Origin of the sequence: Streptomyces sp. NPDC060049 (genome assembly GCF_042736715.1) — a bacterium.
GTDB lineage: Bacteria > Actinomycetota > Actinomycetes > Streptomycetales > Streptomycetaceae > Streptomyces.
On the sequence record NZ_JBHWVV010000003.1, the window covers coordinates 355269 to 375616 of the forward strand.

Annotated in this window: 25 protein-coding genes, 1 tRNA gene and 1 pseudogene; 19 read left to right on the forward strand and 8 right to left on the reverse strand. The window is 66.7% G+C overall.

Annotated elements, in window-relative coordinates; genetic code table 11:
* Nucleotides 1–110 precede the first annotated feature (110 nt).
* The 3 genes from ACFWBY_RS06825 (at nucleotide 111) to ACFWBY_RS06835 (ending at nucleotide 2285) form a co-directional block, all read left to right on the forward strand.
* Complete coding sequence (locus ACFWBY_RS06825; RefSeq protein ID WP_385340828.1) at nucleotides 111–1505, forward strand: pyridoxal phosphate-dependent decarboxylase family protein; 1395 nt, start codon at nucleotides 111–113, stop codon at nucleotides 1503–1505.
* Complete coding sequence (locus ACFWBY_RS06830; RefSeq protein WP_385340830.1) at nucleotides 1502–1960, forward strand: HD domain-containing protein; 459 nt, start codon at nucleotides 1502–1504, stop codon at nucleotides 1958–1960. Before ACFWBY_RS06825 ends, ACFWBY_RS06830 begins: the two co-directional genes overlap by 4 nt.
* Before the next feature lie 130 nt (nucleotides 1961–2090).
* A complete protein-coding gene (locus ACFWBY_RS06835; protein WP_112446551.1) occupies nucleotides 2091–2285 on the forward strand; it encodes a hypothetical protein in 195 nt (64 codons plus the stop codon).
* Between the two features lie 328 nt (nucleotides 2286–2613).
* Here the strand turns inward: ACFWBY_RS06835 and ACFWBY_RS06840 are convergent, their stop codons facing one another.
* The 3 genes from ACFWBY_RS06840 to ACFWBY_RS06850 form a co-directional block, all read right to left on the reverse strand.
* A complete protein-coding gene (locus ACFWBY_RS06840; protein ID WP_385340832.1) occupies nucleotides 2614–2841 on the reverse strand; it encodes a hypothetical protein in 228 nt (75 codons plus the stop codon).
* 176 nt (nucleotides 2842–3017) lie between these two features.
* Nucleotides 3018–3287, reverse strand: coding sequence for a hypothetical protein (locus ACFWBY_RS06845; RefSeq protein WP_385340834.1), 270 nt, complete (start codon nucleotides 3285–3287; stop codon nucleotides 3018–3020).
* Between the two features lie 54 nt (nucleotides 3288–3341).
* The gene (locus ACFWBY_RS06850; RefSeq protein WP_385340836.1) at nucleotides 3342–4097 is read right to left on the reverse strand and encodes a GntR family transcriptional regulator; all 756 of its coding nucleotides are present in this window, start codon (nucleotides 4095–4097) and stop codon (nucleotides 3342–3344) included.
* A 78-nt stretch (nucleotides 4098–4175) separates the two neighbouring features.
* Between ACFWBY_RS06850 and ACFWBY_RS06855 the strand changes: the two genes are divergently transcribed.
* The 3 genes from ACFWBY_RS06855 (at nucleotide 4176) to ACFWBY_RS06865 (ending at nucleotide 5646) form a co-directional block, all read left to right on the forward strand.
* Nucleotides 4176–4454 (forward strand): hypothetical protein, encoded by a 279-nt coding sequence (locus tag ACFWBY_RS06855; protein WP_385340838.1) that lies wholly within the window; start codon nucleotides 4176–4178, stop codon nucleotides 4452–4454.
* 251 nt (nucleotides 4455–4705) lie between these two features.
* A complete protein-coding gene (locus ACFWBY_RS06860) occupies nucleotides 4706–4930 on the forward strand; it encodes a hypothetical protein (RefSeq protein WP_385340839.1) in 225 nt (74 codons plus the stop codon).
* Nucleotides 4927–5646, forward strand: a complete 720-nt coding sequence (locus ACFWBY_RS06865) for a GntR family transcriptional regulator (protein ID WP_385340841.1) — start codon at nucleotides 4927–4929, stop codon at nucleotides 5644–5646. Before ACFWBY_RS06860 ends, ACFWBY_RS06865 begins: the two co-directional genes overlap by 4 nt.
* Nucleotides 5647–6168: 522 nt before the next feature.
* On the opposite strand, the gene ACFWBY_RS06870 is transcribed toward ACFWBY_RS06865, so the two are convergent.
* Nucleotides 6169–7332 carry a hypothetical protein gene (locus ACFWBY_RS06870; RefSeq protein ID WP_385340843.1) on the reverse strand — a complete coding sequence of 388 codons (1164 nt, stop codon included), beginning with the start codon at nucleotides 7330–7332 and terminating at the stop codon, nucleotides 6169–6171.
* 146 nt (nucleotides 7333–7478) lie between these two features.
* Between ACFWBY_RS06870 and ACFWBY_RS06875 the strand changes: the two genes are divergently transcribed.
* Nucleotides 7479–7670: a hypothetical protein gene (locus tag ACFWBY_RS06875; RefSeq protein ID WP_385340845.1), complete on the forward strand. Its 192-nt coding sequence runs from the start codon at nucleotides 7479–7481 to the stop codon at nucleotides 7668–7670.
* A 167-nt stretch (nucleotides 7671–7837) separates the two neighbouring features.
* On the opposite strand, the pseudogene ACFWBY_RS06880 reads toward ACFWBY_RS06875, so the two are convergent.
* Nucleotides 7838–7995: pseudogene (locus ACFWBY_RS06880) on the reverse strand (IS1380 family transposase); the annotation flags it as partial.
* A gap of 333 nt (nucleotides 7996–8328) precedes the next feature.
* Between ACFWBY_RS06880 and ACFWBY_RS06885 the strand changes: the two are divergent.
* Nucleotides 8329–11682, forward strand: a complete 3354-nt coding sequence (locus tag ACFWBY_RS06885; RefSeq protein WP_385340847.1) for a type ISP restriction/modification enzyme — start codon at nucleotides 8329–8331, stop codon at nucleotides 11680–11682.
* 653 nt (nucleotides 11683–12335) lie between these two features.
* Here ACFWBY_RS06885 and ACFWBY_RS06890 read toward each other — a convergent pair.
* Nucleotides 12336–12548 carry a bacteriocin immunity protein gene (locus ACFWBY_RS06890; RefSeq protein WP_385337451.1) on the reverse strand — a complete coding sequence of 71 codons (213 nt, stop codon included), beginning with the start codon at nucleotides 12546–12548 and terminating at the stop codon, nucleotides 12336–12338.
* Nucleotides 12545–13009 carry an NUDIX hydrolase gene (locus ACFWBY_RS06895; protein WP_385337448.1) on the reverse strand — a complete coding sequence of 155 codons (465 nt, stop codon included), beginning with the start codon at nucleotides 13007–13009 and terminating at the stop codon, nucleotides 12545–12547. Before ACFWBY_RS06895 ends, ACFWBY_RS06890 begins: the two co-directional genes overlap by 4 nt.
* 18 nt (nucleotides 13010–13027) lie before the next feature.
* On the opposite strand from ACFWBY_RS06895, the gene ACFWBY_RS06900 reads away from it, so the two are divergent.
* From ACFWBY_RS06900 to ACFWBY_RS06950, 11 genes are all read left to right on the forward strand, one after another.
* Nucleotides 13028–13810 (forward strand): GntR family transcriptional regulator, encoded by a 783-nt coding sequence (locus ACFWBY_RS06900; RefSeq protein WP_052871648.1) that lies wholly within the window; start codon nucleotides 13028–13030, stop codon nucleotides 13808–13810.
* Nucleotides 13811–13949: 139 nt separating this feature from the next.
* Nucleotides 13950–14291 carry a hypothetical protein gene (locus tag ACFWBY_RS06905; protein ID WP_385337445.1) on the forward strand — a complete coding sequence of 114 codons (342 nt, stop codon included), beginning with the start codon at nucleotides 13950–13952 and terminating at the stop codon, nucleotides 14289–14291.
* A 2-nt stretch (nucleotides 14292–14293) separates the two neighbouring features.
* Nucleotides 14294–15655: an FtsK/SpoIIIE domain-containing protein gene (locus tag ACFWBY_RS06910; protein WP_385337442.1), complete on the forward strand. Its 1362-nt coding sequence runs from the start codon at nucleotides 14294–14296 to the stop codon at nucleotides 15653–15655.
* Nucleotides 15656–15733: 78 nt separating this feature from the next.
* Nucleotides 15734–16384 (forward strand): DUF2637 domain-containing protein, encoded by a 651-nt coding sequence (locus ACFWBY_RS06915; protein WP_385337439.1) that lies wholly within the window; start codon nucleotides 15734–15736, stop codon nucleotides 16382–16384.
* 9 nt (nucleotides 16385–16393) lie between these two features.
* Nucleotides 16394–16585, forward strand: a complete 192-nt coding sequence (locus tag ACFWBY_RS06920; RefSeq protein WP_266908902.1) for a mobile element transfer protein — start codon at nucleotides 16394–16396, stop codon at nucleotides 16583–16585.
* Between the two features lie 17 nt (nucleotides 16586–16602).
* Complete coding sequence (locus tag ACFWBY_RS06925; protein WP_106983073.1) at nucleotides 16603–16761, forward strand: hypothetical protein; 159 nt, start codon at nucleotides 16603–16605, stop codon at nucleotides 16759–16761.
* 23 nt (nucleotides 16762–16784) lie between these two features.
* Entirely contained in the window at nucleotides 16785–17105 is a 321-nt protein-coding gene (locus ACFWBY_RS06930) for a SpdD protein (protein ID WP_385337434.1), read from the forward strand.
* An 88-nt stretch (nucleotides 17106–17193) separates the two neighbouring features.
* The gene (locus tag ACFWBY_RS06935) at nucleotides 17194–17376 is read left to right on the forward strand and encodes a hypothetical protein (RefSeq protein ID WP_385337431.1); all 183 of its coding nucleotides are present in this window, start codon (nucleotides 17194–17196) and stop codon (nucleotides 17374–17376) included.
* A gap of 47 nt (nucleotides 17377–17423) precedes the next feature.
* The gene (repSA, locus tag ACFWBY_RS06940) at nucleotides 17424–18749 is read left to right on the forward strand and encodes a replication initiator protein RepSA (RefSeq protein WP_385337457.1); all 1326 of its coding nucleotides are present in this window, start codon (nucleotides 17424–17426) and stop codon (nucleotides 18747–18749) included.
* Complete coding sequence (locus ACFWBY_RS06945; RefSeq protein ID WP_385337428.1) at nucleotides 18742–18945, forward strand: excisionase family DNA-binding protein; 204 nt, start codon at nucleotides 18742–18744, stop codon at nucleotides 18943–18945. Before repSA ends, ACFWBY_RS06945 begins: the two co-directional genes overlap by 8 nt.
* Nucleotides 18945–20108, forward strand: coding sequence for a tyrosine-type recombinase/integrase (locus ACFWBY_RS06950; protein WP_385337425.1), 1164 nt, complete (start codon nucleotides 18945–18947; stop codon nucleotides 20106–20108). The genes ACFWBY_RS06945 and ACFWBY_RS06950 overlap by 1 nt, the downstream gene beginning before the upstream one ends.
* 70 nt (nucleotides 20109–20178) lie before the next feature.
* On the opposite strand, the gene ACFWBY_RS06955 is transcribed toward ACFWBY_RS06950, so the two are convergent.
* Nucleotides 20179–20249, reverse strand: a tRNA-Gly gene (locus tag ACFWBY_RS06955).
* Nucleotides 20250–20348: the final 99 nt, after the last annotated feature.

Here is a 20348-nt window from a genome sequence, read left to right on the forward strand (position 1 = left end):
ATCATCCCCCGACCCTACGGCCGGCCCATGGTGACCGCCCCGGGCGTCCGCGGGCCAATCGCCCCCGATTGGCCGGTCCACCGCCGCCCGGCGTCGCCTAGCGTGCCCCCATGGACCGCACCCTCGCCGCCGACCTCGCACGCCTCCCCGCACTCCTCGACGCCACCCGCGACGCCGCCGCCGCGACCCTCGCGGCCCTGGACGCACGTCCCGTCGTACCTCCCCGCCCGGAAGGCGCCTCGGTTCCGGAGCCGCTCCCCGCGCACGGCACCGGCACCGAAGCGGCGCTGGCCGCCTTCGCCGACCGCTGGGCCCCGCGCCTGTCCGCCTCCGCCGGCCCCCGCTACCTCGGCTTCGTCACCGGCGGCGCCACCCCCGCCGCCCTGGCGGGCGACTGGCTCACCGCGGCGCACGACCAGAACTCCAACTCCGCCCTGGACGGCGGCGGCCAGGACCTCGAGCGCGAGACCGTCGACTGGCTCCGTGACCTCTTCCACCTCTCCGACGCCCACACCGGCACCTTCGTCAGCGGCGCCACCATGTCCAACACCACGGGCCTCGCCATCGCACGCGAATGGCTCGGCGAGCGCCTCGGCGTCTCCCCGTCCGAGGACGGCGCGGCCGCGCTCGGCCCCGTCCGGGTCCTCTCCGGCGCCCCGCACTCCTCCATCGCCAAGGCCCTCTCCGTCCTCGGCCTCGGGCGCAGCGCCCTGGTCCCCGTACCGACCCTTCCGGGCCGCGAGGCCGTCGACCCCGCCGCCCTGGAACGCGCCCTCGCCGACGCGCCCGGCCGCCCCGCCGTCGTCGTCGCCAACGCGGGCACCGTCAACACGGTCGACTTCGACGACCTGCGGGCCGTCGCGGCCCTGCGCGAACGCCACGACTTCTGGCTGCACACGGACGCCGCTTTCGGCGCGTTCGCCGCGCTCTCCCCGGAACACGCCCACCTCACCGCGGGCCTCGACGCCTCCGACTCCGTCTGCGTCGACCTGCACAAGTGGCTCAACGTCCCCTACGACAGCGCCGTCCAGTTCACCCGCCGCCGCGACCTGCAGGCCCGCGTCTTCCAGAACGCCGCCGCCTACCTCGGTCCCCTCGGGGACCAGCCCGACCTCGTCCACCTCACCCCGGAGAACTCCCACCGGCTGCGCGCCCTGGCCGCCTGGTTCACGCTCCGCGCCTACGGCCGCGAGGGCCACCGGGAGATCGTCGAACGCGACATCGCCTGCGCCCGCGCGCTGGGCGCGGCGCTCGCCGAGGACCCGTACTTCATCGTCCTCGCACCGGTCCGCCTGAACGTCGTCTGCTTCACCCTCGCCGCGGAGCCCACCCCCGCCCGCCTCACGGCCCTGCGCGAGGCGGCCGCGTCCGAAGCCTTCGTCACCCCCACGACGTACGCGGGAACCCCCGCCCTGCGCGCCGCGTTCTCCAACTGGCGTACCACGCAGGCGGATGTGCGCCGGATCGCGCAGGCCCTCCACACGGCGGCAAGGGAGCTCGGATGACCGACCACCACCCCCTCACCCTCATCGAGGTCGAGGCCCTGGCCCGCGCCGCGCACGAGGGCCAGACCGACAAGGCGGGCCGGCCGTACGCGGAGCACCTCGCGGCCGTGGCCGAGGGCGTCCGCGTCCGCGGCGGCACCGCCGAACAACAGGCGGCCGCCTGGCTGCACGACGCGATCGAGGACGACGCCCTCAGCCCCGCCTGGCTGGAGTCCGCCGCCCTTCCGCCGCCCGTCAAGGCCATGGTCCTGGCGCTCACCAAACGCCCCGGCGAGCCGGTCGAGGAGTACGCGGCCCGCATCCTCGCCACGCCGGGCGCCCGCCTGGTCAAGGAAGCGGACCTCGCGCACAACGCGGATCCGGCCCGCCTCGCGGTCCTCGACGCGCCCACGCGCGACCGGCTGTCCGCGAAGTACGCGTATGTCCGTTCGCTGCTCGGTCTCGCCGCGCCCTGACACGAACGCGCCACTGCCGATTCGTCACGGGGCGGATAGCCGGGGCCCGTTGGTGGGAGGATGGTCCATGTGGGGGTGGGCGCGGCCGACCCCCGGGCCGACCAGGGGACGACCGAAGGTGTGATCAGAAGTGGCCATTTCGCTGTCAGTAGTGGTTCTGTTGGCGATCATCCTCGTGGTACTCGTTCGCGGGAACCACCTCAAGGCCGGCCCCGCGGTCGTCGCGGTCCTCTTCGGCTTCTTCCTCGCGTCCAGCTCCATCGCCCCGGACGTCAACCGCTTCCTGAACTCCCTCGCGGACACGATCGCCGGCATCAAACTCTGAGACACCGAAGCCGGAGCGAACACCGGCGGGGCCGCGCCGACCCGATCCCACCGATCGGCGCACGCCGGCCCCGCAGCCCGGGAAACGCAACAGGGCCAGGCAGAGAAAACATCCTCTGACCTGGCCCTGAGCCGTCTGGAGCGGGTGACGGGAATCGAACCCGCGTAGCTAGTTTGGAAGATCGCGTACCGGCCCCTGGCTCGACCAGCCAAGACGCTGACCAGCAACTTCCCAGCCCCCACACCGTCGTTCCCCGCGACTCCCCGCGCATCACTCCGTCATCAGACACGCAGGAGACACGGCTCCGAAGCCCGAAGGGGCCGCTTCGCTACAGAGAACCCTCGGACCGCTGTGGCCGTGGTGGTGACTGTGCCTGGCCGCTCTTTGCCTGCCACTTCACCGACTCGCGCCCGTAGCGAACCGCCCCCACCAGGATTGCGGTGGCCAGCAAGGCGCGCATGATCGGATCTTCCTCTGTGATCACGTAGATCAGCAGAGGGGCCAAGAACACCAGGTGCCAACGCGGGTGGTTCCGCCAGTCGCTCTTGCCTGCCATTCGACCTCCCAACGGGACCCTAAGGCGCGAGTAGCCCGGAGATCTAAGGTTTGCCACTCTCCGCCGGGTCGGCGAGACGCTGTCCCTCACGGAAGCCAGCAGCGTGGCTGGCGGCCTGAATGGGCGTCTGGCGGCCCGACGGGCGCCTACCCCCAGTGGGACGTCGACCGGCGGGGCTAGACGTCGCTCTGAGACCGCTCAAGGCCTTCCATGAACGCGTTATGGAAGGCGAGCTCGGCGGCCCGGCAGGGCGCGGTGATGAGCATCTGCTGAGCCTCGCCGAGGCTGCACCCGACCACCTGCCTGGTCACCATGACCGCGTCCACGCCGTCACAGCCGATCTCCTTCAGGAACTCCTGTAGAGCCCCACCGTCGTGGCTCTCGTCCCAGACAGACTGCGCCACCACGGCCAGGGCGGCTATCCGGGCCTTCCGCTCCGCGTCCACAGTGGGTTGCCCTCTCTTGCGCTCGCCAGGTACTCGGGGTGGTGCTGGGGCGGGCTAGCGACCGACAGGGATCTCGTAGACGATCTCGCACGACGCAGCAGGGATGACGATGTCCGCGGTCTCCACGGGCTGCCCCTGGTCGCTGTAGTACGTCCGCCGGATGTGCGTGACCAGAGCGGCCTTCTGAATCCCGAGGAACGATGCTTCCTCGGCGGTCGCCTGCCGCGGCTCCGGCTGCTCTACGGCGTGGCTGACCGTGATCCCAATGACGGCCATCCGGTTCACAACACCAACGCCGGCGTGCGGCCCACCCTCCGGCAGGACAACGAGCGTGCCGGCGGTGAGCTCGTACGGCTCCCAACTCGTCGACAACTGCACCGGCCTGCCATCGGCAAGGAACTCGTACACCGTGCGCACGCACAGCTCCCCAACCGGGATCCCGAGACGCGAGGCGATCTCGACCGGCGCGGGAACCTTCGCCTCGGTCCGACTCTCCCAGTTCCCCTGCCTGCCCAAGGCCTGCATGTCCGCACGGAAGGGAGAACCGCCGGGCTGCTCACGAGCCGACGAGCGGACAACCCGCACGCGCTGCCGTGGCTCCGCGACGTAGGTACCCGAGCCCGCTCGCCCCTCCAGCACACCCTGGGAGATCAAGAGCTCCTGCGCGCGACGGACGACGTTCTCGCCAACCCCGCACTCCTCGGCAATCTGTGCTCGCGAGGGGAGCCGGTCACCAACGTTCCAGTCATGCTCCGCGATCCGCTGCCGCAGTACGTCGGCGATACGGAGATAAGGCGGCTGCTCAGGCATGTAGAAAATCTAGTCCACTAGCTCTAATCTAGTTAACTAGCTTCACTCAACGTGTTCACTCGGCGACGGAGGCCCTCGGTGCCAGCTTCGGAATCAAGAGCCGAGAGCATCGCCGCCCAACTGTCCGCCCTGGGTCTGACCACGCGAGTGGAGGAGCACGCCCGATACACGTCGATCGAAGCGGAGGTACCGGAAGCGCTGCCCGCCCCCACATGGCGGGAGGTCCTGGAAGTGGTGGCGGAGGCCGACAGATTCGGGCTCCTAGCCAGCAGCTTGACCGGCCGCACCCTCTGGGCCGCCGTACGCAAAGCGGTCCCCGCGACGGGCGACGTCCGGGGACCTGGCCGTCAGCAGTAGGAGCTGATCAGCATGTCGAACCGTATGGTCCCCACAACCGCCCACACCAGGGGGCGCCCCCTCCGGCCGGCATTACCGCCCGCCGCGGACCCCACCCCCTACCGGTCGAGCTCGTGCACGATCGGCACCCACCACGAGTGCGCGCAGTCGTCCCCCACCACGGCGCCGGTAGGCGTCCCCGTGATCTACGAGGCCTGCGACTGCCCCTGCCACACCCCCAGTGACCGGCCCGAACCGCGGCAGGTGGCCCAGTGAACGGATGGACACCAAGCGGCGCCATCGCCACAAACGTCGAGATCACCTCGACCACCGTCCAACGCGGCGACGTAATCCAGATCGGCGGCCAACCATGCCGCGTGATCGACCTGATCCAACTCCCCGCCAGCGCGAAGCGACTCTGCTTCGAGTCGGGCGAACTCCTGACCATGCACGCCCGAACCCGCTTCATCGCCCTCCGGATGCGGAGGAACTGGTGACCCCACCCGCCCCGTCCCGCCGCTACGCCATCGCGGACGACCTCCGGAACCAGATCTCGAAGGGCCACCTGAAGGCCGGCGAACGCCTCCCTTCCGAAGCCCGCCTGGCCGCCCACTACGCAGTCAGCACACCCACGCTCCGGAACGCCCTCGCGCTCCTCCAGGCCGAAGGCCTAGTGGAGAAGATCCACGGCAGCGGCAACTTCGTCCGCCACCCACTCCGCAGGACCACGTACTTCGGCGGCGGGCACACACCGACCCCGGCCGATGGGGCCCTCCACACGACCATCCGCGCCACCAACCTCGGAGCGCACGGCCATCTGACCGCCCTCCTCAAGGTCTCGCCCCGCAGCCCCCTAACGGAGTTCCTCTGCGTCAGCCACGAGGGGAAGACACCGCACAGCCTGGCCCGCATCTACGTCCCCCGAGACCTGGCGCCGGCCAACGTCCCAGAAGGACTGCTAGCCGCACGAGTGTCAGACCAGCGCCCCCCACTGTCCGTGGTTCAGGAAACGGTCAGCACCCGCCTCCCGACTCCAGACGAAGCAACGACCCTGCGTATCAGCTCGACCTTGGCCCTTCTCTCCATAACACGCGTGGCGACTGATGCCACGGGCCGTGTGGTTGAAGCGGCTCTCTTGGTGCTTCCCGGCGATCGCGCCGATGCCGTCTTCACGACCCTCCACGCGACAGAAGCCAGGAGGGCGGAAGCGTGACATCCCCCAACGAACTACGACTCCTGCCATGGTCGGGCCCAGACGGCAAGCCCTGTTTCCTGAGCTCGGATGGCAATGCCAGCTACCTCTCCCGCCTCGCCGACAGCGCTGAGGCGATACAGATCGGCTTGGGGGTCGAACTCCTAAACCACGCCGTTGACGTCCTCGCCGACCAAGAAGTGGATCCGGATGAACTCCGCCTCCTGGCAACGGACCTGGCCGGATCCTTGACGGACTTGGTCCGAGTAGCAACGAGCCGCGGCCACCGCCTAGCCATACCAACACCCTCCACTCGCGAAGAGCGCACCGAAGCTCCTTGCCGGTCAGCGGCCACCGACTAGCAGTGGCATCCACATCAACGACAGTGAAGCCTCCCAGCCGATTGCTGGGGGGCTTCACCGCAGATGTCAGCGGTGGATGACATCCTGCCCGGTGAGAAGTGTATGAGCCGACTTCTGGGCACTGGTCTGCTTTCCTGACCATCTGTCGGACAGCCGCTTCATGAAATCGCAAGGCCAGGTCTCACCCGGAGCGGGGGAGACTGGCCCGGAAGAACGACAGCAGCGGGGGCGGCATCACGGCGGGGGATTCGAGAAGCTCCCATTGGCAGCCGGGCACCTTCTCGTCGAGATCGCGGAGTGCCTGCCGCACCATCAACAGGCCTACGGAAGCCGACGCTTGGTCCACCGGGGACCAGTACCGATTACTCACGTTGGCCATCAGCAGCATTCCCGGCGCGAGGGTTCTGCCCATCACCCATGCGTAGGCCGCGTCATCCAACACGTTGGCCTCGATCTCCGCCTCGACCCGTACGCACAGGTCCAGAGCCCATTCCTGAGTCGCTCCGCTCGCTTCCCAGGCGTCCCGCAGATCGCGCAGGTCCGCTGTCTCCACCAGACGTAGCAGGGTGTCGAGAACGGGGCGGTCGGGGAGAGTGCTCATACCGCCATCGGGGAGAAAAACCTCCTGAGCAAGATCCGGGACGTCCTCGACCGTGTATTCAGCCATGGACGCCCATGGGTTGTACCACCCCTCAGGCTGCATGGCCCGGAGCACATCACCGATTCCCTGCGGCGTGATGGCGGCGCCCCCACGCAACACCGTGGTCACTGCCGCAGCCGTGACCTCCCCGTCGGACAGATTCGGAGGCTCTGGATTCCGGTCCAGCTCAGCGAGCTCCGGCGGAGGCCACACCACACCCCGGCTATGCATGCACCGGGTGATCCCCTCATCGATCCGGCGGGCCCGAGCGGGAACGAGCCTGACCCGCTGCCCGGAGGCGACCACCTCGTCGGCGACACGCTCCGCCCATTCCTCCTCGTCCTCCAGGGCTCTCGGACCCTCCTCACCGAGACCGGTCCCCAGACCCCGGACGGCTTGCCCGAAGGCTCCCCGCACGGCATCCTCCGGCACCGGATGTCCCTCGCCGAACAAGGCCAGTGCCAGATGAAACGGTCGAGCACCACGCCGGGCCAACCGGGCGAGCGCCACGACCAAGCCGAATGCCTCGGCAACCGGAACCGACGCACTTCCGCGCCCCCGGCCCAGCGCCCGCGCTGTGTGCCCGGGCAACAAACCCGCCCGCCGCCAGGACGCGAGCTGCTTCACCGACACCGCATAGCCGTGCCGGTGCGCATGGTCAATGAGCTGCTGATCAGCGGATACCGGACCGTCCGTAGAAGACATGGCGCGAACCTACCGACTCCCATCTCAAGAGGGCGTGGCTTTGGAACATATAGAGCCCCCCCACCTTCACCAAGGGAGGATGCGCAGCACCTGGTGTTCTTGGGGAACCGCCGGACCACACGGCCGGCAACGAACCAGGAGAACCTATGCTGATCACCTCTATCCACCTCCTCCCGACGACCGGCCCCCTGCCCTGGGCACTGATCACGGTCCTGTACATCTGGATCACCGTGTACGTCGTCATCGTCGGCGTCGCCCTGATCCACCCCCGCCGCTTTCGCCGGAAGGAAGCTCGCGAGATCCTGGGTTGCCATCTTCTCGCCCCCTGGACCCTGTGACCTTCCCGTAGGAGTGACTAGCCTCGATCCTTCATGAGGTCCGCCGACGATGTCGGTGCACCCTTTGCCTTCCGGAGCTGATGGTGGGCGGGCCGTCGTGTCGGGTGGGGCAGGTTCCACTGTCCGGGGTAGGCGATGTTGCCGTCGGGGCGATGGACAGTCCCTGGTCAGCCAGGATTGGGCAGGAGCGCGAGCCGTTCGAGGAAGGTAGTGAGCTCGCCGGTCCAAGGCCAGTGGAGGGCGAGGTGAAGAATCCTGCGCCGCCCGATGGTGATGAGCGGGGCGGCTACGGAGAACCAGTCGGCCCTTGGCGGCGAGGTTCCCAGGAAGCCCCGACAGCTGTCGAGGGCTTCCTCTCACACGGCTCCGGAGGCCTCCTGCGTCCTACGTGTTGCTGCAGGTCCTGAGGCGGCCCGATCGCACATCGCTTAGCCCCGTCCACGAGTAGTCCACGAGAAGCGCGCCTTAGACACCATCTAGAGGCGCGTCTGTTTAGTCCTATTGATCCGCGTCTATGGCGACTTTTTGCGCGCATTCGGGTGCCTGCAAGGCCATGCGGCGGGATGGTGCGCCCCGTAAGGACGAGTCGGCCTCCCCAGGCAGTGAGCTGGAGACTACGCTGTGTTGAGCGATCGTGGAGTTGTCGGGGAGGAAAAACGTGGCACAGGGTGAGTCTCAACTGCAGGCAGCGATTGATCAGTATGGAGTATCGCTTCATGCGAAGCTCAATTCTGTAGCCGTCCAGGGGCAACCTGAAGATCAACTCCGTGCTCCGGTTGAGTCTTTGGCGACTTCCCTGGCGGCGATTTGCGGGCTAGCCCCTTCACGATTTGCTCTCATCGGCGAGTCATCTCTAAAAGACCTAAAGACGAGGCCGGACTACGCCGTCACGTATGAAAACCTCCTCTTGGGCTTTATCGAAATTAAGGCGCCGGGTAAGGGGTCCGATCCCCGCAAATTCAAGGATGCTCACGACAAGGATCAATGGAAGAAGCTCAAGGCGCTTCCGAACTTGATCTACACCGATGGCGCATCTTTCAGCTTGTGGCGTGACGGTAACCTGGTCGGTAAACTTGTGAAGTTCAGTGAGGGGATTGGTCCAGGCGCGCCAGCATCTCAAATCGACATTCCCGCTGGATTGCTTTCCCTTTTTGAGTCCTTCTTCTCTTGGGAGCCAATTGCACCCACCAGCCCGCAGGGGCTGGCTGATGTGTCAGCCCGACTGTGTCGCATTCTGCGCGATGAGGTAAGGGAGCAGGTGGAGTCTGGGGATCCCACATTGGTGGGACTCCTCAGAGACTGGCGACAGCTTCTCTTCCCGGAAGCCACACCTGCGCAGTTCGCGGATAGCTATGCGCAGGCCGTCACTTTCGGCCTCCTTCTGGCTCGCTCGCAGAATATCGGGCTTGAGCAGGGAGTTGGTTTCGCGGCTAAGAAGCTTGCTGCGAGCACTCACTCGCTGATCGGGGCGGCTTTGAGGGTTCTCACTGATGCCGTGGTAGAGACAGACGTATTGGCTACTTCCGTTTCCACCATAAGCAGGGTGTTCGCGGTTGTTGACTGGCAATTGATCGCCAAAGAGAATCCGGACGCCTGGCTCTATTTCTATGAGCACTTCCTTGAGGAATATGATAATGACTTGAGGAAGCGTACAGGTTCGTATTACACGCCAGTAGAAGTCGTAACCGCAATGACTCGAATTGTGCATGAGGCACTCCAGGGCCGGCTTGCAATGGAGAGCGGCCTCGCGGATCCCAGGGTGACGGTGGTCGATCCGGCAATGGGAACGGGCACGTTCCTGCTGGAAGTGATTCGGCGGATCTCCGCTCAGGTAACTGAGGAACAAGGAGAGGGCGCCGTTCCGGCAGCCATAGCTGACGCGATGGATCGGCTAATAGGGTTTGAATTGCAGCTAGGCCCATTTGCTGTGGCGCAACTCCGGGTTTTGGCTGAGCTCCGTGAGGCCGGTGCCCAAGTGGAGAACCCGAAGAATATTAGAATGTATGTAACCAACACGATTGACAATCCATACGTAGAGGAGCAGACACTCGGAACGTGGTACGAACCTATCGCTGAAAGCCGACGCGAGGCTAACAAGATTAAACGGGATGTTCCTGTACTAGTCGTTCTGGGAAATCCTCCCTATAAGGATAAGTCTCGCGGTAAGGGTGGGTGGATTGAGAAGGGGAGTCCCGGTGCCCTTGATGCCGCGCCCTTGAATGACTTCATTCCGCCGCGACTGTGGGGTGTGGGGGCGCACAGTAAGCACTTGTACAATCCCTACGTCTACTTCTGGCGCTGGGCCACTTGGAAGGTTTTTGATGCCCACGCGGAAGCGGATCAAGGTGTCGTGTGCTTCATTACTCCAGCGGGCTTTGTTGATGGTCTCGGATTCCAGCGAATGCGCGAATATCTGAGACAAAAAGCTGACGCCATCTGGGTGGTTGACTGTTCTCCTGAAGGCTTCCTGCCTCCTACGAGCACTCGTATCTTTGAAGACGTCAAGCATCAGGTCTGTATTACTATTGCAGTCCGTGATGGTAGTACTGGAGATGCCGTGGCCGCCCCAGTGCGCTATCGGTCTTTGGCGGCCGGAGCGCGCCAATCTAAGTTCGCGGAGCTTGCAACAATCGGACTGGCTGATGATGGCTGGAAGCTCTGCCGTCAAGGTTGGCGTGATCCTTTTATTCCGCCGAGTGATGAGAAATGGGTGGAATTTCCTCACCTTGACGATCTTCTCCGGAGATCTCGTGCGGGTACGCTAACTGGTCGTACGTGGGTCATTGATCCCGATCCTGAGACGCTACGTGATCGATGGGGTGTGCTCGTGAGCGCAAGTAGCGACGCGAAGCCGCTGCTTCTCTCCGAGCATAAAAGCGACCGCCTCGTTGACACGGTACTCACCACAGGTCTTGATGGCGCGAAGGAGAGTGCGCCGAGAGGGAGCATTGGGGAAGAGTCCGGCCCATGCCCGGAACCGATCAGAATCGGGTATAGGACGCTTGATCAACAGTGGATCATCCCTGATAAGCGTCTGATCAATCGGCCGAGTCCGGAACTTTGGGCCGCCCACTCCGAGAAGCAGGTCTATCTCACTGCCCTAGACACTGAGTCGCCGACGGCTGGACCTGCGGTGAGCTTCACCGATGGTATTCCAGACCACCATCACTACAAGGGCAGCTTTGCGGGTCGTGCTTATCCCTTGTGGCAGGATTCTGAAGCGTTGCATTCAAACACCGTGCCGAGCCTGCTCGCAAAACTAAGCGCTCTGTATGATTTCAGTGTCTCAGCGGCAGACTTGTACGCCTACATTGCCTGCGTGGCAGCTCACCCCGACTACACGGATCGCTTCCGGGAGCAATTGAAGAACCCGGGCGTACGTATTCCGCTGACAGTGAATGGTGACGTTTTCAGTCGAGCCAAGAATGTCGGAGGAAGGGTAATCTGGCTCCACACCTATGGCCGTCGGTTTATCGACCCATCTGCCAGCATGTCGGGGAAGAAGCCGAGATTGCCGGCCGAAGAGGCTCCGAAGGTGCTTGCAGGTTACCCAATTCCTGCAAGCAGTGAAGAAATGCCCGACGCCTTGAATTACAGCGCAAGTGAGCGAGTGCTAAGCGTTGGAGCAGGGAAAATCGGTAACGTTCCACCTGAGGTTGTCAGCTATGAAGCTTCGGGGATGAACGTACTATCACGCTGGTTCAGTTACCGCAAGAAATCTCGAGAACACCCAGTCATGGGGGATCGCCGCACCTCGGAGCTGCTTCGTATTCATTCAAGGAGCTGGACGGCGCGATACACGGCGGAGTTGCTTGATCTGCTGCACATTATTGGGCTGCTAGTGAAGATTGAGCCGGAGCAGCAAATGTTGCTGGATGAGATCCTGTCGGGTGAGCTCCTCAATGTTTCACAGTTGACCGATATGGGCATTCTCCCGGTTCCTGAAAACGCTCGTAAAGCGGTTAAATTTGAAACCGAGCCCAGCGAAGGTCAGCTGCCGTTCTCGTTGTGAAAAGCGTGATTGTGGCCATTCGGCTGTAAGGGGCGCGCTCAACCCTTTTGGTTCTTCTGATCCTGGGAATCGTCGCGTTGTCTCGCTTCTGCAAGAAGACATTCCTGTCATCTTGCGGGAGCGTCTGCGGCACAAGAGGTAGGGACTTAAGAGGTCGGCGGAAGCTGCTCGGCCAGCGTCTTGCCCGGGGCAGGCTGCGGCTACCTTAGCCACAGCCTGCCCCGGCTCCCATCCCGTCTGCCGTCGACCCACACGTATGTGGAGCGGGCGCGGGTCCTGGCGTCCAGGTGGAGCGCGCCACTGTACGAACGACCTGGACGCCAGGACCCGCGCCCGCTCGGCTTGCCGGGGTTGACGGCAGACGGGATGGGAGCATCCCCACGCTCACTACGACGTACCGGAACCCGCGCACGGCTCCGCCGCCATCCCGGAGTCAGAGCGCCCCTGCCGGAGGCATGAGTCCTGACAGTCAGCCGACCGAATAGGCCCGGTTCACCCCATCAAGCCCTTAGCCAATTGGCGCGTGGCCGGCGTCCCGGGCTGGAGCGGGGCGCAGACAGGAGCGCAGGCCCGGGCGACGGGCGCGCGACGCCGCCTTGGCGGCGGAAGCGCCCTTGATGAAGTAGGGAAACTCTTACCGCATGGCCTCGGGATCAGAGAGCGATCGGGCGGTAGGCCAAGGCTCGTTCGACGACCTGCTCGGCGGAAGGGTGCTGTCCGCGGCCGGGGTAGAAGATGTAGTCGCTGACGTGCGGGCACCGTAGGCCCAGTTCCAGGGCTTCGACGATCGTGCTGCCCTCGTCCTCGGTGGCTATGTCGCCATCCATGAGTTGCTGGACCAGTCGCACGGCCTCCTCGTGGGTCATGAGGTGACGAGCTGGCGGCCGTCGTGGCTGCGGACGTGGGGGCCTGCAGCGTCTAGGGCGTCCAGGAGGCGGATCGCGTAGACCTCGGACATCTGAGCAGTGACCTCTTCTGGGGTGAGCCATGCGACCGCGGTCGATTCCTCCGAGGTGCGCTCGGTGCCGCCAGATGGCTTGCAGCGGAAGACCAGGGCGACGATGCCTCGGGTGGTGTTCTTGTAGACCCCGGTGAGCTCGTCCACCTCGACCTTGATGCCCGTCTCCTCCAGGACCTCGCGGCGGACGCCGGCCTCTGGGGATTCGGTGAGTTCGAGGACTCCGCCCGGCAGTTCCCAATTCCCGTTGTCCGCTCGACGGATCGCCAAGAGTCGGCCGTCCTCGCGCAGCACTGCCCCGGCTACGGACACGGAGTGCAGTGGCGTTGACTTGGCCTGAGGGGAACCCGTACTCATGTACAGGAGCATAGGAGGAAGAGAAGGACTATGGGAACCGCAGCAGGAGGTGGCAGGGCTGCCGTGCCTCGGTACGTGCAGATCGCCGAGGACATCGTTCAGCAGATCCGGGCCGGGGTGCTGAGTGCCGGCGACATGGTGCCGAGTGAGTCGGAGCTCGTGGAGCGCTATGGCGTCGCGGGCGGGACCATTCGCAAGGCCATGGTGGAGGTTCGGGCGAGCGGGCTCGTGGAGACTCGACACGGCAAGGGCTCGCTCGTGAAGGCCCGTCCACCCGTGCGGCACCGGTCCTCCGATCGCTTCCGGCGTACGCACCGGCAGGAGGGTCGGGCGGCGTATCTCGCCGAGTCCGCGCAGTCCGGGGCTGAAGCCAAGGTGAGCGTGCTGTTCATCGGGCCCATGGAGGCGCCGGAGGAGATCGCGACGCGGCTCGGGGTCACCGCGGGGACACAGGTGCTGGCCCGGCGTCGGCTCTACTTCCGGAACGGGACGCCCGTGGAGACGGCCACCTCGTACCTGCCCTGGGACGTCGTGAAGGACATCCCCGAGCTCTTCGCCGAGAATCCGGGGCCCGGCGGCATCTACGCGCGGCTGGAGGATCACGGCCACGTCTTCGCCGAGTACGTGGAGACGCTCCAGGCCCGGCCGGCGGCCAAGGCTGAGGCGACCGAGCTGTCGCTGACTCCCGGCGCACCCGTGGTGCATCTGCTCCGCGATGCGGTCACGGAGGAAGGCCGTGTGGTCGAGGTCTGCGACACCCTCATGGCCGCTGACCAGTTCGTCTTTGAGTACCGGATCCCCGCGCGCGACTGACGCTCGCTCAACTCCCCACAGCCCGCTACGAGTTTCTCTTCGTAGCGGGTTGACTCATGTATAGGAGTCGGGCACTCTTCTTCATGTCACTCCTATACATGAGTGACGGAGTTCGGCATCTATAGAGGAGTGATCCACTGTGCGTCAGATTCCCGTCGACACCTCGGCCGCTATGGTGATGGTCGCCCAGCCCCCGGCCGTGAAGATCAAGGACCGTCGGACCGGCGAGATCGCAACCGACCCCGAGACCGGGTCCCAGATGATGACCGTGGACGTGCTGTTCGCCTCGTACGGCGAGGCGGAGGTCCTCTCGGTCGTCGTACCGGCGCCCGGCATCTCGGGCGATCTGGTCATGGGTACCCCCGTCGCACTGACCGGCCTCGTCGCCCGCCCGTGGGAGAACGAGTTCAACGGCCAGAAGCGCCACGGCATCAGCTTCCGCGCCGTCGCCGTCACCTCGCTTACGGCCAAGGCGGGCTGAGTATGAACGCCTTATGGATCACGCTGCTAGTGGCATTCGTCCTGGCGCTCGTACTGCGCTGGCAGCGGCCCACCTGGTACTGGATGACTCTCGGGGTCACCTTCGCGACGATCCGCGTCCTGATCCGCTACCGCTCGGTGATGGACGCCTGCGGGCTTACCGTCCCGCCCTCCCGCTGGCGACTAGCACTCGCTCGGGTTGCTAACAGGCCTGCTCCTGAGGCTCGTTCGCCGCGCATCCTGCGGCTGCGGCCCACCTCGACCGGCCTGGTCTTACGGCTGAAACTCCGGCCCGGACAAGACGCGTTCGACTTCTCCGCCTCGTCGGACCGGCTCCGACACTCCTTCGCCCTCCACAACGTCGTGTCGCGCGAGATCCGCTCCAGCGTCGTCGAGCTGAGGATGACGGGGTACGACGTACTCAAGCGGGTACGCATGCCGGCGGTGGTCGCGCCCGATGAACCGCTCCGCGTGCCGGTGGCCCTACGGGAGGACGGGCAGGTTCATCACCGGGACTACCGGCAGGTCCCGCACGCCCTGAACGTCGGCGCGACCAAGTCCGGGAAGTCCGTCTACCAACGCACGCTCGTCTCCGGCCTGGCCTCGCAGAACGTCGCCCTCGTCGGCATCGACTGCAAGAACGGCGTGGAACTCTCCCCGATGGCCCGGCGGTTCACCGCCCTCGCCGACAACCCGGACGATGCAGCGGAGCTGCTCGCCGCGCTCGTCCAATACATGGGCCGCGTCTACCAGGTCATCCGGGCCGAGCAGCGGATCAGCATCGACCTGCCGGATGCGGAGATCACCGCCGACATCTGGGATCTGCCCGCGCACCTTCGCCCCGTACCCGTCGTGCTGCTGGTGGATGAGGTTGCGGAGCTCGCCCTCGCCGCGGGTAAGGCAGAGGAGGCTCGACGGGACCAGATCGTCACCGACCTGGTCCGCCTCGCCCAGCTCGGCCGCGCCGCCGGCATCCACCTGGAGATCTGCGGCCAGCGCTTCGGCTCCGAACTCGGCAAGGGCATCACCATGCTCCGTGCCCAGCTCACCGGCCGTACCGCCCACCGCGTCAACGACGAGACCTCGGCGAACATGGCCTTCGGAGACATCTCCCCGGACGCCGTCCTCGCCGCCGTACAGATCGACAAGGACCGCCCCGGCACAGCCGTAGCCGGCGACTCCTCCGGCGGCTGGTGCCGCATCCGGGCCCCGCACACCACACTCCGCCAGGCCGTGAACACCTGCAACGCCCAGGCCCACCGCACTCCGAACATCCCGGAGCTGGAGCCCTTCCGGCCCGCGCTGCCGGTACGCGTCCTCGTCGGCAAGGTCCAGCCGAAGGCCGCCTCGGCACCTGCGTTCTGATCACTCGCCTCACCCGGTCGGCGCGGCCTCATCGCGCCAAGTCCCTACTCCACCCATGCCTGAAACGAGGTGGACACCATGACCCGCCTGGTCCGCCCGGATGCCGTCCTCGTCCAGGCCGTCATCGCCGGAGCCCTCTCCTTCGCCCACCTCCACGACCTCGCCGAAGCCGCCGGACAGGACGGCTGGAAGGCCTGGGCCTACCCGGTCAGCGTGGACCTGCTCCTCGTCGCCGCCTGGCACCGCCTCCGGTCCCTCCGGGATGCGGGGGAGCCCTCGCGGTCGGCCTGGTCCTGGTTCGCCGTAGCCCTCGCGGCCTCGCTCGGCGCGAACGTCGCGACAGCAGGTCTCCTCGACCTACGCGACGTCCCGGACTGGCTCCGCATTCTCGTCGCCGGATGGCCGGCACTCGCCTTCCTCGGCGGCACGCTCCTGGTCCACCGGCCTACGACGCCCAGCGCACCGGAACCCGACCCTGAGCCGACGCCCCTGCCCGTGGTCGGGCGGGAGACAGAACTCGGCGCACCGGCCGACGAGCTCCCCGCCTTGCCCGCCCCCCTCCCGGCGCCCACGACGGTCACCGCTCCGCCCGCACTCGTCGCGCACGCCCAGAAGATCGCCGCCGACCACCGCACCCGTACCGGCTCGGACATCGACACCGAGACCCTGCGCGCCCGGCTCGGCGTCCCGCCCGCGATGGCCGAAGCCATCGCCGCCCAGCTCGCCTGAGGAGATCCTATGCCCGCCCGGATCAACTTCCGATCGCTCATGAAGATCGGCCCCGTCCAGATAGGCACCTACCGCGACAACCGCGGCCGCAACAAGGACACCGCCGTCTGCACCACCGACGGCTGCGGCTGGTCCTCGGACTACAACTCCTCGACCGCCGCCCAGCTCGCCGCCCGCTCCCACCGCTGCCGCGTCGCCTGACCCGAAAGGCCAACGCCATGGACGTCCCGCTCTGGTTCGCCCTGCTGGTCGTCGGTGTCCTCGGCTACAAGCTCGTCCGCCCGCCGCTCTGGCTCGTCGCCGTGATCCTCATCGGCGGCTTCCTCCTCGCGGACAGCTTCCTCGCCCCGGCCATCGACACCGCAATCAACAAGTAACCCGCCCTGGAAGGACATCGGCCATGTTCAAGCCCAAGTACCCCAGCCCCGACACCTACACCCCGGCAACCATCCGCCCGACCCCTGCACCCGTCGAGCACTCGGAGCCCGGTCCGGCCCCCGTTCCCGTGAGGTCCCCGAGCGCCTTCGGCGGCGTGGTCCAGAGCTCGCCCGGTACCGCACTCGCCCTCGCCGCTGGCGGAGTCGCCGGAGTCCTCGCGCTGGCCTCCGTCGCCGTCTCGCTGCTCCTGGCCGTCGCGGTCACCGCCGTCGCCCTGTCCGTCAGCGCCGTCGTCATGCTCTTCCTCGTCCGCGCCCTGCGCCAGGAGTTCAAGAGCCGTTGACCGGCCCCGGTACGGCTCAACCGCCAAGTCTCCGCCGTCCCGGCGCCGCATTCCTGCCCGATCCAACGAACCGGACGGAACCACCATCATGAACCAGAACGCCCCGGGAGAGCTCTGCCCGAACTGCGACGGCCACGCCTCCGTCGCCGTCACCCTCTGCGGCCGAGACCACAACGGCCACCTCCGCACGATCACCGCCCACTGCTTCACCTGCCACGGCACCGGGACCCGCCGCTCCACCTGCCGTCCCCACCGGACGGTGACCGCGTGACCAACACCGCGACCCTCGCGGGCCTGGACCGGGCCACCCTCGGCGACATGCTGAAGGTGGCTGGGGCTCCCGGGTACGCACGCTGGGAGGACCAAGTCCGCCGTACGGGCGGCTGCTCCGACCCGATCCACATCACCGGTTGGACCGTCGCCAAGGACAAGACCTCGGGCGAGATCCTGCACCGCTACTCCACGGAGAACGAGCCCGGCGCCCGCCTCCGCATCGCGTGCGGCAACCGCCGCGCCTCCCGCTGCCCGGCCTGCGCCTGGACCTACGCCGGAGACACCTACCACCTGATCCGGGCAGGCCTGGCGGGCGACGACCGCCGCGACATCCCCGCGACGGTCCGCGAACACCCCCGTGTCTTCGCCACGCTCACTGCCCCGTCCTTCGGCCCGGTTCACAACCGCCCCACCGGCCGCCCGTGCCGCTGCGGCACGCACCACCAGGAGGACGCGCCCGAACTCGGCACCGCCCTCGACCCGACCACCTACGACTACGCCGCCGCCGTCCTCTTCAACAACCACGCGGGACAGCTCTGGCAGCGCTTCACCACTCGCCTGCGCCGTGAGATCGCCGCGTCCGCCGGCCTCACCCAACGCGAGCTAAAGGAGGAAGCCCGGATCTCCTACGGGAAGGTCGCCGAGTTCCAGAAGCGCGGCGCCATCCACTTCCACGCCGTGATCCGGATCGACGGACCCACAGGCCCGCTCAGCCCTCCGCCGTCCTGGGCCACCACGGAGCTCCTCGACCGCTCGATCCGGGCCGCCGTCGCCCACGCGTACACCTCGATCACCGTCTCGGCCGCTGCTGACCAACCCGCCCGCACCTTCCGGTGGGGAACCCAGCTCGACGTACGCCCGATCAAGGCCTTCGGGGACGGCTCCGACATCACCGAACAGGCGGTCGCCTCCTACGTCGCCAAGTACGCAACCAAGGCTGCCGAGAACACCGGCACCCTCGACCGTCGCATCGGCAACCGCGAGGCCTTGGTCCTCCTGGACGTCCCCGACCACACCGCACGCCTGGTCGAGGCCTGCCTCGACCTCGACCCGCTCTACCCGGACCGCCGCCTCGCCGCCTGGTCCCACATGCTCGGCTTCCGGGGCCACTTCTCCACCAAGTCCCGCCAGTACTCAACCACCCTCGGCGCCCTCCGCCAGACCCGCGCCGACTACCGCGCCACGCAAGAACGCGAAGCCCGCGGCCTGGACAACATCGAGCCGGACACGGTGCTCGTCCTCGCCTCCTGGCAGTACGCCGGCCACGGCCACAGCCCAGGGGAGTCGGTGCTCGCCGCCACCATCGCCCGTGACATTCAGCTCAACCGTCAGACCGCCCGCGAAGCCCTGCAAGGAGAGCAGCATGAATGAGCGTTTCCTCAGCGTCGTCCAGGTCGCCGAACTGCTCGGCACCACCGTGCGGTTCCCCCGGCGGCTCGTCGAGGAACGACGGATCACCTACGTGAAGGTGGGCCGACACGTCCGTATCCCTGAGAGCGCAGTGCGGGCCTACATCGACGCCCACACCGTCGAGCCGCGCCGGAGCCGTCTGGGGGTGGCTGCCTGATGGCTGGGAAGCGCCGCCCGTTCGGCCGGGTCCGCAAGCTGCCCTCCGGTCGGTACCAGGCTCGTTACCTCGGCCCGGACGGACAGCTCCGCCCCGCGCCCGAGACCTTCCGTACCAAGAAGGACGCGGACGACTGGCTCGCCGACACGCAGACCGAGATGCGGCGGGGTGACTGGCGCGATCCCGACGCCGGGAAGGTCGCCTTCGGGCCGTATGCCGTTGCCTGGATCAAAGAGCGCGAGCTGAGCAGCACCACGCGGCAGCTCTACGGCTCGCTCCTCAAGCACCACCTGGACCCGGTCCTAGGCGGGGTCAACCTGGGGGAGATCTCGCCACCCCTCGTACGGCGTTGGCGTGCCGACAAGTTGGCTGCCGGCACCGGGCCCACCACCGTGGCCAAGGCCTACGCGCTGCTCCGAGCCATCCTGGGGACGGCCGTGTCCGACGAGCTGATCCGGCGGAACCCCTGCCAGGTCAAGGGCGCCAGCACTGTGCACACCCCGGAGCGGCCGACGGCCACGGTCAAGGAGGTCTACGCGCTGGCTGAGGCCGTCCAGCCGCGCTTCCGAGCCCTCGTGCTCATGGCCGGATTCCTCGGGTTGCGCTGGGGTGAGCTGATCGGGCTCCACCGGCGGGACGTGGACCTGGAGCACCGCACCGTGCGCGTACGGCGGGCCGTCGCTGAGCTGAGCAACGGGCAGCGGGAGATCAAGGCGCCGAAGAGTGCTGCGGGCAAGAGGACGGTCTCCATCCCCGGCGTGATCCTCGCGGATCTCCACGAGCACTTGAAGCGGTACGCGGAGGCCGGTGCAGATGGGCGTGTCTTCATCGGGGCCAAGGGAGCCACCCCGCGCCGGAATCACTTCAACCGGCTCTGGCACAAGGCGTGTCGGGAAGCTGGGATCAAGGGGCTGCACTTCCACGATCTCCGGCACACGGGCAACACACTGGCCGCCTCAACGGGTGCCAGCACGCGGGAGTTGATGACGCGCATGGGCCACAGCACCGCCCGCGCCGCGCTCATTTATCAGCACGCCAGCGCCGACCGAGATCGATTGATCGCCGACGCGCTGAGCGGGCTCGTCAAGAAGGGCAGGAAGGCAGCCAAGGGCACGAAGGAAGATCCAAAGCGCAAGGGGCACGCAGGGGGCACGAAGACCTGATCGCAGCCCCTGGGAACGACGAAGGGCCAGGTCGAGAAAATGTCCTCTGACCTGGCCCTTTCGGTCTCTGAGCGGGTGACGGGAATCGAACCCGCGTAGCTAGTTTGGAAGACTAGTGCTCTACCATTGAGCTACACCCGCACTACGTGCTCCGCAGGTCCGGGGACCGCGGCACGGACAGCATCCTAGCGGGTCGGGGCGGCGGATCGCACACCGCATTTCGGACCCGGGTGCGCGAGT